The organism is Flammeovirga sp. MY04 (assembly GCF_001682195.2).
GTDB lineage: Bacteria > Bacteroidota > Bacteroidia > Cytophagales > Flammeovirgaceae > Flammeovirga > Flammeovirga yaeyamensis.
Map to the genome: position 1 here is coordinate 2,029,565 of NZ_CP003561.2, position 16,019 is coordinate 2,045,583.

At 33.7% G+C, this 16,019-nt stretch carries 14 protein-coding genes; 2 read left to right on the forward strand and 12 right to left on the reverse strand.

Translation table 11 applies throughout. The features are described from left to right. Positions 1 to 155: 155 nt before the first annotated feature. Genes MY04_RS27210 through MY04_RS27220 form a run of 3 tightly spaced genes read right to left on the reverse strand, consistent with a single transcriptional unit; the run spans position 156 to position 1,678 of the window. Positions 156 to 1,139, reverse strand: coding sequence for a HipA domain-containing protein (locus MY04_RS27210; RefSeq protein WP_066216354.1), 984 nt, complete (start codon positions 1,137 to 1,139; stop codon positions 156 to 158). A 4-nt stretch (positions 1,140 to 1,143) separates the two neighbouring features. Then, positions 1,144 to 1,467, reverse strand: a complete 324-nt coding sequence (locus tag MY04_RS27215; protein ID WP_066216356.1) for a HipA N-terminal domain-containing protein — start codon at positions 1,465 to 1,467, stop codon at positions 1,144 to 1,146. After that, positions 1,442 to 1,678 carry a helix-turn-helix transcriptional regulator gene (locus tag MY04_RS27220; protein ID WP_066216360.1) on the reverse strand — a complete coding sequence of 79 codons (237 nt, stop codon included), beginning with the start codon at positions 1,676 to 1,678 and terminating at the stop codon, positions 1,442 to 1,444. The genes MY04_RS27215 and MY04_RS27220 overlap by 26 nt, the downstream gene beginning before the upstream one ends. Before the next feature lie 477 nt (positions 1,679 to 2,155). Here MY04_RS27220 and MY04_RS27225 point away from each other — a divergent pair, with 477 nt between their 5' ends. Both MY04_RS27225 and MY04_RS27230 read left to right on the forward strand, forming a co-directional pair. After that, the gene (locus MY04_RS27225; RefSeq protein WP_066216361.1) at positions 2,156 to 2,989 is read left to right on the forward strand and encodes a tyrosine-type recombinase/integrase; all 834 of its coding nucleotides are present in this window, start codon (positions 2,156 to 2,158) and stop codon (positions 2,987 to 2,989) included. Beyond that, positions 2,973 to 4,121: an IS91 family transposase gene (locus tag MY04_RS27230; protein WP_066216364.1), complete on the forward strand. Its 1,149-nt coding sequence runs from the start codon at positions 2,973 to 2,975 to the stop codon at positions 4,119 to 4,121. The genes MY04_RS27225 and MY04_RS27230 overlap by 17 nt, the downstream gene beginning before the upstream one ends. 286 nt (positions 4,122 to 4,407) lie before the next feature. Here MY04_RS27230 and MY04_RS27235 read toward each other — a convergent pair whose 3' ends face one another. The 9 genes from MY04_RS27235 to MY04_RS27275 all read right to left on the reverse strand — a co-directional run bounded on the left by MY04_RS27235 (position 4,408) and on the right by MY04_RS27275 (position 15,777). Beyond that, a complete protein-coding gene (locus MY04_RS27235; RefSeq protein ID WP_066216367.1) occupies positions 4,408 to 4,911 on the reverse strand; it encodes a HEAT repeat domain-containing protein in 504 nt (167 codons plus the stop codon). Between the two features lie 181 nt (positions 4,912 to 5,092). Beyond that, positions 5,093 to 6,787 carry an ATP-dependent nuclease gene (locus tag MY04_RS27240; protein ID WP_066216370.1) on the reverse strand — a complete coding sequence of 565 codons (1,695 nt, stop codon included), beginning with the start codon at positions 6,785 to 6,787 and terminating at the stop codon, positions 5,093 to 5,095. A gap of 170 nt (positions 6,788 to 6,957) precedes the next feature. Continuing rightward, on the reverse strand, positions 6,958 to 7,977 hold the full coding sequence (locus tag MY04_RS27245; protein WP_158297953.1) for a hypothetical protein: 1,020 nt from the start codon (positions 7,975 to 7,977) through the stop codon (positions 6,958 to 6,960). Between the two features lie 147 nt (positions 7,978 to 8,124). Beyond that, the gene (locus tag MY04_RS27250; RefSeq protein ID WP_066216378.1) at positions 8,125 to 8,535 is read right to left on the reverse strand and encodes a hypothetical protein; all 411 of its coding nucleotides are present in this window, start codon (positions 8,533 to 8,535) and stop codon (positions 8,125 to 8,127) included. A 325-nt stretch (positions 8,536 to 8,860) separates the two neighbouring features. Next, positions 8,861 to 9,718 carry a carbohydrate kinase family protein gene (locus MY04_RS27255; protein ID WP_066216380.1) on the reverse strand — a complete coding sequence of 286 codons (858 nt, stop codon included), beginning with the start codon at positions 9,716 to 9,718 and terminating at the stop codon, positions 8,861 to 8,863. Positions 9,719 to 9,852: 134 nt separating this feature from the next. Continuing rightward, positions 9,853 to 11,187: a leucine-rich repeat domain-containing protein gene (locus MY04_RS27260; RefSeq protein WP_066216383.1), complete on the reverse strand. Its 1,335-nt coding sequence runs from the start codon at positions 11,185 to 11,187 to the stop codon at positions 9,853 to 9,855. 95 nt (positions 11,188 to 11,282) lie between these two features. Continuing rightward, the gene (locus MY04_RS27265; protein WP_066216387.1) at positions 11,283 to 12,353 is read right to left on the reverse strand and encodes a YncE family protein; all 1,071 of its coding nucleotides are present in this window, start codon (positions 12,351 to 12,353) and stop codon (positions 11,283 to 11,285) included. Between the two features lie 2 nt (positions 12,354 to 12,355). Then, positions 12,356 to 14,332: a TonB-dependent receptor gene (locus MY04_RS27270; protein WP_066216389.1), complete on the reverse strand. Its 1,977-nt coding sequence runs from the start codon at positions 14,330 to 14,332 to the stop codon at positions 12,356 to 12,358. A gap of 239 nt (positions 14,333 to 14,571) precedes the next feature. Further along, positions 14,572 to 15,777 (reverse strand): DUF4465 domain-containing protein, encoded by a 1,206-nt coding sequence (locus MY04_RS27275; RefSeq protein ID WP_066216392.1) that lies wholly within the window; start codon positions 15,775 to 15,777, stop codon positions 14,572 to 14,574. Positions 15,778 to 16,019: the final 242 nt, after the last annotated feature.

The following is a 16,019-nucleotide window of genomic DNA, read 5'->3' on the forward strand; positions in this document are numbered from 1 at the left end:
TACGTGAAGTTTTCCCTCATACGGCTTACCGATGGATGGATTTCTTCGTTTGATATTCATAGGAATCTACCCAATAAGATGGATGCTTAAGTAGCTAATTTAAACACCTAATTTTTCTTTTCTTACTTATACAAATTATTGCCGCTAGTACTTCGCTATTTCATTAGTTTTTTTAATCGAGTTTGATAGGATTGAAAATAGTTCCTCTGTGTTTTCTTATCTAAAAATGAAGAAAAGATCAGTTGTTCTACCAAATCAGACTGATTAAACATTGTATTTATTATGTCATCGTAAATCAATTCACTAATTCCTGCTTTTTCTGATAATATTTTAATTTGTGAAATAACATTTCCTTGGGCTAAGCTTTTAGGTAAAAGTCCATCTTCTAAAGCAAAATCTTTATCTTCAATATGTATCCTGCTATTTACCAAGTCGTAAGCAGGACTTAATTTAAAATCACCCATTGGGGTTTCTATTAAAGAAAAGTTCTTAAAATGAGCATCCCCGTTCGAGAACAAATAATTGAAGATGATTATTTTCAAGAGTTTTGGAGCCTCTAAAGGGTATGCAGGAACATATTTTTTTAGAATTTGAAATAATTCGTAGTAATTTCCAGTATACTTATAATGTTCTCCATGTGTTTGCGGTGTTCTTCCCGAAAGTGAAGCAAAGTCTTCTTGTGCTAGTTTAGAACCATCCTCTTTTAAGTCAAACCTCTTTGTTATATATGCTGGAGAACCATTTTTGAAAAATATTAATGCGTTTTCAGCAGTTTCTATTCCATAAACTTGTTTTGCAATTTGCATTGTCAAATGCTCGTTAGCTGGCATACTTTCTTGTCTTTTTCCAGCACTTGGAATAGGTTTTAGAATGTATTCTCCTTGTTCTCCTTCGCTAATCAGGCGCAGTTTGTTTTTGTCAAGCAATACAGAAAACTTTTCCTGTACACCAGAAATAGACATTCGTTTTCGATTATTATCAAATAATTCATCCGTTTCTGAGTTCGTTGTTGGTGAATCATAAGGTAATATATGATTCACCTTTTTTCCTTTAAACACTTTAGACAGGCAAGCTCTACTATATGTAGTATGTCCTTTAGATAATGTTCCGGGGCAATATTTAATTTCATCCAAATTCATAGTACTATTCTACTTTTAAAACTTTTATTGCACCTATGTTATCGTTCTTTGCCGTTGTTATTAGCAAACCAAAATAATCATTTCTGTCCAACCTGTTTAGCTTACAAACTATCTGTTTGTTTGAACCCTCTGGCAACATATTATAAAAAAATGGAAACAAAAACTCTGAATGATATTCTTGTTGTGACTTTGGGAATGTTAAACTAACAACTGGCTTGCTGTCATCGCTTATCCATGAATTATCATATTTAAAAGTAAAAGAACCATTGTCATGTTGAATCAACATGCCTGCCTCTTGATTTTTATACAATATTCTTGCTTTCCTCATCCGTTATAGTTGTTTTAACTTTTAGGCATATTTCCAATCCTAATACATCAGCAATTTTCTGAATAGTTTGTAACGTTGGATTACCTTTACCACTTTCAAATTGTTTTAGCGTCCTTAACCCTACTCCTGAAAGTTTAGCCAAGTTCTCTTGATTGACTTTTAGGTTTTCTCTACGTTCTTTTATTGTTTTAATTAACTTTTCTGAGTGCATTATAAAGCTCTTTTACCTGTAAAATTACTAAATAATTTAATTTGTATCAAACAAAGGTGCTTTTAAGTACACTTTTTAGATGAATTACTTGATAGCTATTTTAAAAAATAGATAAAGGAGCAATATATAGCACTTTTATCTGTAAAAACACTAGGCAATGTAATTTGTATCAAACAAAAGTGTTTTTAAGTACACTTTTTTTATGTATTTATTGTTAGCTATCTAAAAAACAGATAAAGGGGCGATATACAGCACCTTCTACTTGTATTGGCAGCAACGTGAATGCTAAACTACGACCAGCGGGTGCGTCACCCGATGGATGGAGATTAGCTAATGTTGAACAAAAGCTTCGCTAGCTAAAGCCCACAATCTCTTACCTTTATATCTTAATTGATTTTGTAATTAATAGTTTACTAAGATGAAAAAAAAGAGACAATAGTCGAAAAAGCGAAACGTGTTGTTCCTGGTTTTAAAAACATGTTTGATCAAGTGTATCAAAACATGACACTCAGTGGAAAGTCTTCTTCTACTTTTCAAAACTACATCCGTACTATCGCTAGTATTTCATTGTATTTTAAAAAGATTCCACTTGAACTTTCCGACGATCAAATTAATGATTATCTGCTACTTCTCAAAGAAAAACAAAACACTTCTTACACTATCTTCAAGCATTATGTTTATGCCTTGAGGTATGTCTTCAGATTAAGTGATAGAGACGATCGAGCCATACAATTACCTTCATTGAAAAGAAATGACTCTATCCCAGATATTCTATCTGTGGAAGAATGTAAAATCATTTTTAAAACACCCAAACACTTAAAACACCGTGTGTTATTTGCTTTAACCTATTCAGCAGGACTCAGAATAAGAGAAGTCGCCCGACTTAAAGTATCTGATATTGATTTTGATCGTATGACAATTTACATACGTGACACAAAATACAGTAAGAATAGAATTGTACCATTATCCAAAACTATGAAAGTTGGATTGAAAAAGTATCTAAAACATGTGAAGCCGAAATTATGGTTATTTGAAGGATACGATACCAGTAAACACATGGCTACTAATTCTATCGGGTCATTATTCAGAGAAACATTAAGGAAAACGAACATCAAGAAGAGAGTTACAATTCATACTTTAAGACATACCTATGCCACTCATTGTATCGAAATGGGAATGGATCCTTTTACTTTAAAAGAACTGTTGGGACACGAAGCTCTACAAACAACTATGCTTTACCTCAATCTCGCCACTGTTAAAAAATCCAATTCATTTTCTCCATTCGATAAGATCTATGCAACCAAAAATTGAGATCGCTCAGATTCTAAATCAGCAGCAGTTTTGGAGGGAATCCACTCAATTTTTAGCAAGGCAAAAGTATGATTTACATGCCATGACTTTATGTAGAACAGCAAAGCTTGGGAGACATATCGATCATTGTGAAAAATGTAAAGAGGTTCGTGTGTCTTATAACAGCTGTAGAAATAGAAACTGTCCTAAATGTCAGGCGACCTACAGAGAAAAATGGATCTTAAAAAGAGAAGAGGAAGTACTTGATGTCCCTTATTTTCATACTGTTTTTACAGTTCCGAATCACATGAACTTCCTGTTTCTAAGATATCCTAGGGAGATGTATGATTTACTTTTCCTAGCTGCTTGGGAAACCATTAAAAATTTTGGAAAAGTGTCTCTTGATGGTGAAATGGGAATGATAGCTGTACTTCATACTTGGGGACAAAACCTTACTTTGCACCCTCACCTGCATTGCATTATTCCTGGGGGTGCCCTTTGCAACGGTAAACATTGGAAATGTGCTGATAAAACGGGTAAATACTTATTTCCTGCTAAAGGCTTAGCAAAAATGTTCAGAGCTAAATTGATTCAAGGGATAAGAAAAAATGAACTTCTAACAACTTATTTTGAAGGAGAAGTTGCTAGAAACTGTTTTCAAAAAGAATGGGTGGTCTATGCTAAAAGACCTTTTGGTGGAGCAAAACAAATTATACAATATCTGGGACGATATACACATAAAACGGCTATCTCAAACCATAGATTATTGGACTATTCAGATCGCAAAGTCACGTTTTCTTACAAAGATTACAGACAGGGAGGTAAGAAAAAAGAAATGACGCTCTCGGATGTAGAGTTTATACAGAGATATGTCAGGCATCTTCTACCAAAAGGTTTTAGAAGAATACGTCATTTTGGGTTTTACAATGGAGCTATAAAGAGAAAGAAAATTACTCAAATTAGAGAATCTATTGGTCAAAAACCTCCTGAAATTAAGCAATGGGATTGGATTAAAATATCAGCAGAAAAACTTGGGTATGATCCGAAAGTCTGTCCTTGCTGTAAAAAAAGAAGTATGGTGATCATGCCTCGTTTTGCATCACAAAGAGCTCCTCCAAAAAAGGAAAATCTTAATGTGACTCCAATAAATTAACTCCTTCTTACTCCTTTATTTGCTTATAAAAGTAAGCCTAGGTTTCTACACCCTTTACTTTTCAAAATCAGGTACTTTAGAGTGAAAATCTTGGTATAGAAATACTCAGAAGAAGAAGGTTTTGAGAATGATTGAAAAATAAGTCACAAAAAAGACCTTTCATATTAATGAAAAGTCTACCCTAAGTTCCATACAGATTTCGATGTGTAACCAACCGCCTTTGTTCAACTAGGGCTTAATTTTGGGTCTTTCAGACCTAACTAAGCCCTAATTATTGTAGCCAGTTTTATTTTAAATATTCTAAATAACTATTTACGGATTTTTCCATTTCAGATTTTACCTCTTCATTCATTATTTCAGGACAAGATTCTGGGTTTTGAAGACAATTTTGCCACATATTTTTAATTTCTATAAGATCCTCTTTTGTAAATTCAAAAACTTGAGTATCCAGAATTGCAATTGCACTCATTTTGCTTTCATATGCATGATAAAACATAATCTTGAATATTTCTTTTAAGTATTTTGAACAATCAAGAGTTTCTAATGCAAAAACCATAGTTCCTGTATATCCTTCATTTTCTTTTTTGAAAATTGCTTCCAATAATGGTTCTACTGCTTTTATATCCATAATTTTTCCGAGTGCAAGAGCGGACATATCTCTTATGCTTGAGTCACTTTGATCTAATAGTGTTATTAAAAAATCTATTATTTCTTCACCTCCTAACTCACAAAGTTGTTCTATGGACTCTTGCTTAAGATTCAAATCATTTGTAAGCAAATTTGATTTCAATCTATCAATTTCTTCTTTATTCCTTTGATTTTTGATGGTCGTTATTTTTTAATTGGCTACAACGGCTCGAATATGCGTAGTGCGGGATTTCAAGGCACTTCACTATCAAACCGCTACTTTGTTTATTAAATGCTTTTATGTTCAAATTTACCAAATCGCCCCGCATTACGTATATTTATTGTTATGGCCTGGCCTTTATTATTTTCTTCACGAACTCTCTAGCTTCAAGTAATTCAGGGTCATTCAATAAATCCTTACTTAGAACTTCATTTACCCATTTAGGTCCATGATTCCCAATTGACTTAACAAAACTTTCTAATTCCCCAACTTCTACAACTAATAATCCGACTTTCTCTAGTTCTAAGATTAGTCTTTGATATGCTTGCATAGGATTGCCACTAGGAATAAAAAACTTTCCTGATTGCTTTGCATGACTCCATGCTGAAACTCTTTTTAGTAGGCTATTTATCTCTTTAATCTTTGACTTAGGGAATAATCTTTCAGTAGTTGATTCTAAAATAGGAATTATTTCCTTTTTCAAATCTTCAGTTTCTAATTCAGGTCTTTTGGCATCAATCGAAGTTTTTACTTGTTTCCAATCATTCTCTATAACACTCCAATCACCACCACATTCTGTAAAAATATCTTTCAATGGATTTTGACTATTTAACACATCAAAATCTAGAATTGAAATGATATCAACGTCTAATTTCTTAAGAGATTTAACGATTGAGCTTACTCGATGTTTTCCACCACAATGTATAAATAAGACATCAGGACTAATATTTGAGTCATTTTCGTATAGACTCTGTAATACAGCAGAGTAAAATCTGCAATCGGAATCACTTTCACATATTACTACTTTGGAATGAAATAGACCATCTAAGATATTTGAGTGCCTTAGTAAAGAATCGCCCCACAATTCTTTTATTTCAGAATTATTCAAAGTGCTTATTTTGTTTATATCACCTTCTCGTTTAATTCTAACTATTTTCAGGTTTTCTATATCAGCATCTAAAAGCCCTTTTAGAAAATCACCACTATGTGTTGCTAAAAATAATTGTTTGTCTTTAGGTAGGTCATTTGCTAACATTTTACCTAACAATCTTGCTTGAGGTGGGTGCAAAAAAGCTTCGGGTTCATCTAAGAGGAATAAGCTATAATCTGACACAAAAGCACTCAACAAAATACCAACAAAGCTTCTCATACCATCTCCTTGTTTATGAAGAAGGGGTAATTTCTCAATTTCCTTGATGTAATTTATGGAAACTCTATCATCACCATTCTTTGGCACTGGTCTTTCCCCGATATAAAGAGGTACATCATTTCCTGCGTTTCGATGAACAATTAAATCTTGATTGAAAGCTTGTTTAAAATAAGAACTAAATTGAAATTCAATCGAGTCATCTTTCTGCATATAATGAATTGGGTGTTTAACCGCATCTTTTGTAAGAGAAATATTCCTAGGGGGATTCGACATTGTTAGTCGCTCTTCTGTTGATAGATAACTTACGAATAATGATTGCATATCATTTAACCCTTGTCGATTATTCCAATATGCGTCTAGGTTTCCGCCATAAATCCGATACTTTAATCCCAAATAGAATGGCTCTGGGTTTGAGTTGTCTTTTTGTGCCATTGAATTGGACTTTAGAAACTCAAGTAATTCCTCTTCTGTTCCATCTTTTTCCAAATTCATATTTTTCAGCACTACACAATTATTGTTTGTGCTACGAGTCAATAAATTTAATTCTTTCAGTGTAGCACTCTTCCCTGCATTATTGGGGCCAACAAAAACAGTAATCTGATTCTTTTCAAATTCCAACTCTGTTGTATCACTAAACTCTATTTTACTTATCCAAATTCTAGGTTTCATTATCTATGTTCTCATTTTGTTGGCTTGGCCATAACGGTAAGTATATGCAAAGTAGGCGATTGCGGGCTTCAATCCTATCAAACCGTTATGATTTTGAAGCGGGCTACAACCGTTTAATTTACTACTATTTCGCCTATTTTGTATATACATTGTTATGGCCAGTTATTTTGTCATTCGGCTGCTGCACCAATAAATATATCAGTCACTTTATCCTCGTCTAGTTTAAATATCACCCCTCCATATATTGAACCTACAACAATTTGATTGTCAACACTAAAATCTTTGTTTATACAATCTGAATATGCTTGTACTATTTTTTCTCTACTTGATGAAATCCCGATGTTATTTGATGTTTTCATCTTGCATGGTTCAAAAACAGATATCATCAATACATTTTTTTCCTGTCCGATAGTATCAGATTCCATTTCTACTGAAATTCCATGGTCTAAATATTTCCATTCTTGCACATACGTTCCTAGAGCACCCCAATAAGTGTCTTTTCCAACTGAATCTGGTTTGCCCAATTCGCTCAATATTACATTTTCACTAATGTTCAAGGTTAACCAATTATCTAAAGTATCATAAGGAAATAAGAGTTCAATATTATCAACAATTTCCTTTTGTCCATTCTCGTTCTTAATTTCAGAGTTAGAATACAATTTTATTGCCTTTAAATACTTCATTGCATAATCTGAGTTTTGTTTATTCATGAATCCTGACAAATCAGGCTGCTCCTTATCCACCCATGCTATCAATGATTCTCTATTTTTACCCCATTTATCAAAATCCATATTCAGATATCTCTCTGTAGATATTGAACTTATCTTATTGTTTTCAATTGTCGCTCTAACCTTAAAGTCTAATTTATCTCCATGCAAGAAATTAATTCTTTTGCATAATTTCGATACTGTATAAATCATTCCAGAATCGGTCAACTCGAAATCCTTAATCTTATAGTCTGGTTTAAATACTGAATCCCATGCGAACCAATCATAATATTCATTATTTGAGTATCTTACTATCCAGTCGCCTTCAATAACTGTTAATGTATCCGCTAGTACTTTTTTTACTTTATTAAAATCAGACTGATTTAATCCAGCATAGTATTCAGCAATTAATTTCTCATCTGTGTTTTGACAAGAAAATAAAACCATGAAAAATAATCCAGTTATAATTTTAAAATATTTCATATCATGTTTCTATTTTGCAGTTCGGTTCGTTGGCGTAATTGGCCATAACGTGATTACTAAACTCGTGAGCGGTTGCGTCAACCGTGAATGGAGTTTAGTTGATGTTATGGTGTGTTTAAATTTAATTACTCTTTAGAAGTATGTTTTTTACTTATTAACAGTAGAAAAAAACAATAATATCAAAGTAAACCAAAAAAGACAACCAAGAATTAAACAAATCCAGCTTTGTCTATTTTTCTTTTTAAATTCCACTTCTTGACTAAAAATTAAAAAATCTTCAGTTAATAGAATTAATAGTGGACCAAAAAGAATAATTAAAATTTTTTCAGTTAAAGAATATGATGCATTGTTTTTAATTTTTTTAGTTCGCTGTTTATAAGATTTTCTTCTTTGTTTATGCCTATTTCTTTTTTTTTGTTGCTCCTCGATTGTTATTCCTCTTTCAGATAAAGTCTTTTCAGCTAAATTAACTACATCATTTCTCCATCTCTCTGGATTTTCGATAATACTTATTAATTCATTTGTAGACCTTTCTTTAATAGGTGGTGAGACTTCCATTACTTTAAAAGATAATTAATGACTTTGCAATTATACACCATAACATTTAATAAACACCACTATGTCACATTATATTTTGCTAAACACCATGGCGTTTATCCATTAGTAATAATTACACCCTCAATCTACCAATCAACTTTAAATATTCAAAGTTGATTGATGATAATTCTAATATAGAATACAAATAACTAATTATTGATAATCAATTAACTATTCTTTATTTGTATTATTTTTAAAATAAGGAATTAGATTTAGCTAGTCGTGTTTTAAACGAGTAATACACGGCTATTTTAAACCATCAAGATCTTAACTCCTTTAATTCATATTATCCCTTACTCACAATCGCCCCACTCCTCATACAAACAAAAGCTGATAATTCCACCGCCTCTTCATGTATTTGTTTTAATGATTTCGATTGAAGCCATCCAACCACCAATGCAGCTGTAAAGGCATCTCCTGCACCTACTGTATCCACTACATTTACTTTTGTAGTGGGTAAAAATGAGGTTTCATTTTCGGTACATAGATAAGAGCCTTCTGTTCCCATTGTAAGGGCCACGACTTTTAGATGATAGTTTTTAATAAGATGTGATAGGATCTCTTCGGTAGTTCCTCGAAGTGAAAATAGTGATTTCATCAACTCCAATTCATCTTCATTCAGTTTAAAAATGGATGCCGAAGTCAAACACTCTTCAATTAAATCTTTAGAATAATAAGATTGTCTGATGTTGATATCAAATACTGTTAGACAGGTGGAAGGTACTGTTGAAAGTAGTTTGGAAAGGACTTTTCTATTATTCGCACTTCTCTGACTTAAAGTACCGAAACATAGGGCATCAGCTTGTCTGAATTGATCGATAGTTTGTTTAGATAATTGAATATCGTCCCACGCTACATTTTCATGAATGATGTAGGAAGGAATACCTTGATCATCTAACTCCACAGACACAGTACCTGTTGGAAGATCTGAGATTGATAACTCTGCTTCCACCTTATTATTTGATAATACCTCCTTGATTTCATTACCAAGAGGATCATTTCCAATACTACTTATGCTAATTGCATCCGCTCCTAATTGAGCACAATGATAAATAAAGTTGGCTGGTGCACCTCCCAATTGTTTGCCTTGAGGAAGTAAATCCCATAGTATTTCTCCGAAGCCGTATATTTTGTGTTTGCTCATTTTTAAGTCGATAAAGTTTGATTAAAATCATGGCAGAATAATAGTTTGGAATTAATAAAACTATTGTTCAATCTCTTTCAGCTCATAAGCGTTCTCAAACTTCAGTTCACCAATTAGTACATTACCATCTTGATCTACCCACTGCATATTTTCTTTTTTGGTAAAATGATATTCATTTCGTAATTCCATTTAAAAGCAGATTCTCCTATTTTAGTTACTGAAGATGGAATTTTGATATCTTCTTTTATAAAATTTCTAAAAAAGGCTCTATCTCCTATTTCTTTTAGGTTTGTATTAAAATTAATCTTAGTAAGATCATTATCAGAAAAAACAGAATTGCCTATAATTTCAACACCTTTGGGTATAGTTACTTCTTTCAATTTATTCACTGTAAAAAGATTATTTGATAATTTTAAAATATTATCAGGCATATTGATTCTTTCTATCTCGTTGAAACTAAAACAATATTCCCCCATTGTTATTACTTCTGAAGGTAATTCTAATTCCGTAATTTTATTATTAAAAAAAGCATAGGCTCCTATTTCATAGATTTGCTTTGGAAACACAATATTTTCAATTTTATTCCAAGCAAAACAATGGTCTCCTATTGTTTTCAGGTGTTTGGGTAACGTAATTTTTTTAATATTTCTTTGTTTAAACAGTCCATAACCTTGAAGTGAAATTACTTTCTGTCCTCGCAACTTATTTGGTATAATGATCTCCTTTGCATTAATATTTTTATTTACAGCTACAATTGCTCCAATGACAACTTTTACATCTTCATCTTTAATAGTATAAGGAGATTCTTTCATTAAAAAGAAATTTCTTTTATACTTATAATCTATCCATTCATTTGATGGATAAATCTTTTCATCATCATCCTGCCAAATTCCATCTTTTGCCAATAACTTAATAGACAAATCATTTCTTCCCAAAGCATTATTAATAAGTCTTGTAACCTCTTTAGGTACTATTAATCGTTGTAAATTGATTTCTCCAAAAGCAGATTCTTCAATATTTTTAATCGAATTTGGTAATGTAAATGAGTTATCCATTATACGAGAAGTAAAGAATGCGTAACCTCTAATCTCTTCCAAACCTTCGTTTAAATGAAGTATTTCAATTGGTTGGCCACCTAAGGCAGATCTACCTACGAACTTTAATGTGGATGGTGTGGTTAACTCTACTATGTTGTGACAATTCTTAAAAAGACCGGACAGACTACCACCATCTCCAGGTTTATTTACATCGGCTAATCCAACTATTTTCTGACCGTGAAGAATTTCAGGTATTACTAAATGATAACTTTCATATCTGAAAAAGTTTTCCTCATTTAAAGTGCTAACAATTACTCCATCTTTTACTTCAACATCTTTGTCTTGTAAGGTGTAAATTGGATATTCTTGTGCAAATAAATAATTGACAGATAATAAAAATAAGAGGAAATAAAGTTTAGTATTTAAAGACATATAATTCGCTTTAGAAGATAAAATTCTAAATTTAGAGAATATATATTCAAATAACAATTGGTCTAAAAATCAAAAATTACACGTCAAAAAAAATCCTACTGAAACACAATCTCATTCGGTATCACCCCTACCTGAAAAGAATCCAATTTCACTCCCATGTCGCTGTACCTAAATACCCAGCCTTTTTGGACATAATCTATGGCATCGGTCACATAAATCTCGTTATTTCGAGGATTGACTCCTAAGCCATAAAACAGTCTTTTGCCTTTGGGAACAATTACTTTTCTATCAAAATGATCAGCATAAATATCTTGTTGGATGACGTCCCTTTGAATAAAATACAATTGATCTCCCTCCTTGTTTATTCTTAATCGAGAGGGCATACTCAAATAATCGTCGGCACTTAATGAGAATGATTTTGTGATGCTAAACGTAGCAGGATCGACTTGCACTAAGGCCGGCTGAAGCTCTTCCAAACCTCCATTACACAACACCCACAACATATTATCTTTGTCCTTTACAATATCAATTGGTCCAATCGGCAGCTTTAAACTATCTACAATTTCATCGGTGTTGGTATCTAATTTAAGGAGAAGCTGACCGCCTTTTCTTCTATCAAATACTGTTTTGGTCTCGGTAACATACACGAATTGATCTAACTGACACATCTTTTCTGTCCATCCAGTAGAAGCTATATTTTTAATTACTTCATTCTTTTTCAAATCCACCACATAGATTTTATCAGAATATAAGTCGGTCACATAGGCTTTCTTTTCATCCACCTGATGTAGGTATCGTGGGCTACTGTTCGGAATCTCAATTCTATCGATCCACTTCCCTGTCGTTTCCTCCATAATATCAATGCGGGCAGAGTTATTGACACAGATGTAGGCTTCGTCTCCAATTAAAGTCATGGATTGTGCCACATTGCCCAACTCGAAGTTATTGATACTCTTATATAACTCATTATTTACGGTATCAGAATCGTAACGTTTGTGAGATAAAGTGGCCACTCCCCAATCGAAATTCCCTTCGTTGACGACATACACTCCCTCCTTGAAAGTGACGTCTTCTTCCACTTCTTTTTCAGTTGATATTGGCATGCTGTCCTCTACAGAATTACAAGCAATTAAACTGAAAAATGCTATATATATTATGTATTTCATTTTTATAAATTGTAAGTGATGGTAAATTGAAACACTCTTCCAGGCATTGGTTTCCTAGCAATCGACTGATAATGATAACCGAAAATGTTTTCCACTCTGGCTTTGATATCCCAAGTCGATTTATTCCATTTCAACTGTTTACCAATAGTGAAATTAGTGAGGTAATAAGGGGGTAAATACTCGCTCCCATCCGTTTGAGTTAACCGTTCACCATAGACTTGTTGCTCAACAATGCTGTACCATTTTTTATAATTCACCTGAAGATATCCTTGGAAAGACCCAACTGGAGTATAGATCAATTGCTTACCCACCGATTGATCCAATTCGTCGGATGCTTCTGTATTTTCCGACCTCACCATAGAAACTGAAGTGTACAAATGCAGTTGCCAATCGTTTTGTCTATAACTCACTTCTGCAATTTGTTCCAATCCTCTTGAATGTACTCTTCTCAAATTCTCTGGGCGCCACAAATTACTTACGGCAGGCTTCCAAACAATCCAGTTATCAATTAAGCTATTGAAGGCCGTCAATTCGTATTTCCATTGCCATGCAGATCTGGTGTTGGATCTCAACTTAAACGTTCCTTCATACGTCCATCCTTCTTCGGGAAGCAAATCGGGATTCCCTACAGGATACCAATAGCGGTCGTTAAGCGAGGGGGCATGGAAGTTTTTAGAAACATTACCTCTCACGCCCACTACCACTTTACTGTTGGGTGTAAAGTCAGAATCTATACCTAAAGAAGGCAAAAATGGTTTTATATCGCCATCAATCCATTCTTGACGTGCTAGAAAACTTACGGTTGTTTGATCGAACACCACCCAATCCAATCCTGCATATAAATCTAAAGTATGTTGGTCGACATTCTGATTTGTAGTATCAGTTACTGAGTGATACGCATTACTTTGAATTTGATCGTAATAATCATCAATTCCACCTCTAATTAATAATCGAGGAGTGAGTTGATAAGTCGTTCTAAAATGATTTTGCCACTGCGTTGAACGAGAATCGCTTTCGGTATATTTCGGATTTTCATCGTTATTTAACTGACGTTTATACCATAAATCATCAATTAATAAGGCAGTGATATATTCCGTTTTTAATCGGTCGTTATTGAATTTCCAGTTTCCTAAAAGTTTGAAAGAATCGTCTCCCTGCCAACTGTCTCCATTTTTATTATCCATAGACGGAGTCAATTCTCTATCACTTTTTTGGTACCAAGCGTTAAGTTGTATTTGATGTTGGTCGTTGACTTTCCAAGCCAATTCTTGCATGGCTCCGTATTGAATTTGGGCAGAATGATCGTTCACCCATGTAGGTGATCCGGGTTGTAATGGGTTGACAAACTCAAATTGATTTTGAGCATTTTTGTAAAATAACTTTGTTGTAGATTGTAGCTTTGTATTTCCTAATGTGACACTTGCGTTAGTGATGCTATTGTTTAAAGAATTGACCGTTTGTGATGCCATCACTTTGGTATGATCTTCATAGACCACTTTGGAGTTCATCTGTATTCCTCCACCAAGACCGCCTGTACCTTGTAATAAACTCGACCCCCCATAATTGATCGTTATTTCGTCTGTAAAAGCGACAGGAAACAAGGATAAATCGACCTGCCCCAACATGGGTGAATTCAAATTGATACCATTCCAATACACTTGTGTATGAGAGGCTCCTGTTCCTCGAAAAGAAGGTGTTGCCGTTCCTCCTGCCCCATAACTTTTGATGAAAATAGGTGTCTGAAGCGTCAACAATTCTCCTAATGAAGCCGATAGATATTGCTCAATTTTTTCCTTGGTGATTTGAGTGGTTTTAAAACTTAATCGTTCTGGAATTCTTTGTGCTCGAACTTCTACTTCGTGTAAATATCGAGTACTGTCTGCGTACTGAGCATTTGATGTAAACGTGAAAGTGAGCATCAATAAGGCAATCAAACTGACTGACTTTAGTTTTATACTATTATATTTTTTTTGTTTCATATGCTTTTTATATGCACGTATTATTCATATATACTACTTACCTACTCCCACGAATAAAATCATATCTCGATTTTGACTTATCTTTTACCCACGATTGAAATCGTGGGTTGTTGAAGGTTGATTTTGGCAAACACTAAAGTGTTTACCAAAATTAGGTTGAGCGTAAATTGATGCAGACTTCAGTCTTTATCAATTCCCTCTTCACCAACCCATGATTTCAATCATGGGTCACCCAGATACTATTCTTCATCTATATCTTTAAAGAAACTAATGTCTTTCATACAGAAATACATAGGAGTATTGAAATCGCCCGGAGGTGCTGCTGCAGGATCTGAGGATGACATATCAAATGTTAGTTTACTTACCACACCTAATGATGAAAGATCAACAGCTTTCCAAGTATCCAATATGTCTTCTCCTTCTGCTAGAGAAACATCTATTGTCCCGGTCGGATTTCCATCTTTATCCCATCCTTTTACTGTTACTTTGAACCAATCTCCCGCTTCGAATTTCTTTGCTAACCAATCTCCTTGTTTCATACTTAAGTAACCATAAGCATTGTTGGTGAATGATATTGTATTTAATTGAACAGGATTGACGAAAACCAAGCTATCTGGATTCCAAGTTGGTCCCATCGATTTTGGTGCTTTATACATCACTAAATATTGTTCTCCATCTTCAACTTTTGCAGGGTAAGCTGCGTATTGGATATCTAATTGATTGGCTGGATACCCATCTGGATCTACCGATGATGCATCATAATTAGAAATGGCCGTCCCCATTTTCGTCATCATATCGATGAAATTCAGGTTACTAATCTTAATTTTCCCATCAATGATTTTCTCATCATAACAATCTTCTGGATCGTATCCATGGCCACCTTTTCCCCACCAATATGTATTGATATCAGTTAGCGTTCCATCGTTCAGATTTACATAATCAATTAAGCTAACCCATTTTGCTGTTAAGGTTAAATCTGATGTTACAACTGCTGTTGTATCTACAGGTTGATCACCATTGTACCATCCGTTAAAAGAGAATTTTTCTTTTGTTGGATCCTCAGGGAATGGAATTTTTTCACCTTCGTTTACTGTTACAGTTGTCAACTCACCTTCGTTGTTTGGATCGAAAGTGACCGTAAACTGTTGGATGACTTCGTTATAATTCGCCGTCAACGTAAAATCGTTTTCTACTTTTGCTTTGAAATCATACGTTTCATCATCCTTTGTCCATTCCACAAATTCATAACCTACTTTCTCTGGGTTTTCGGGCTTTGCTACCACTCCGCCTTTAATAATTTCTTGTGCTTCGATGTCTGTTCCACCATCCGTTTCGAAAGTAACATGATATACTTCCAGAGATTCGTCGTTTGTTTTATTACATCCACCAAAAATGATGAATGAAAGTAAAACGATGAGATTGAAAAGTTTTGTTTGTTTGTTCATTATTTAATTGATCGTTCTATTTATTATTTATGAAATTAGATTACTCTATCATTTAAAATCCTCGTATCAAGTTTATACCCACGATTTCAATCGTGGGTTGGTGAAAGTTGATTTTGGCAAACACTAAAGTGTTTACCAAAATTAGGTTGGATGTAATTGATGCAGACTTAAGTCTGCATCAATTCACTCTTAACCAACCCATGATTTCAATCATGGGAGACTCTGTCATCTGCTATTTTCAA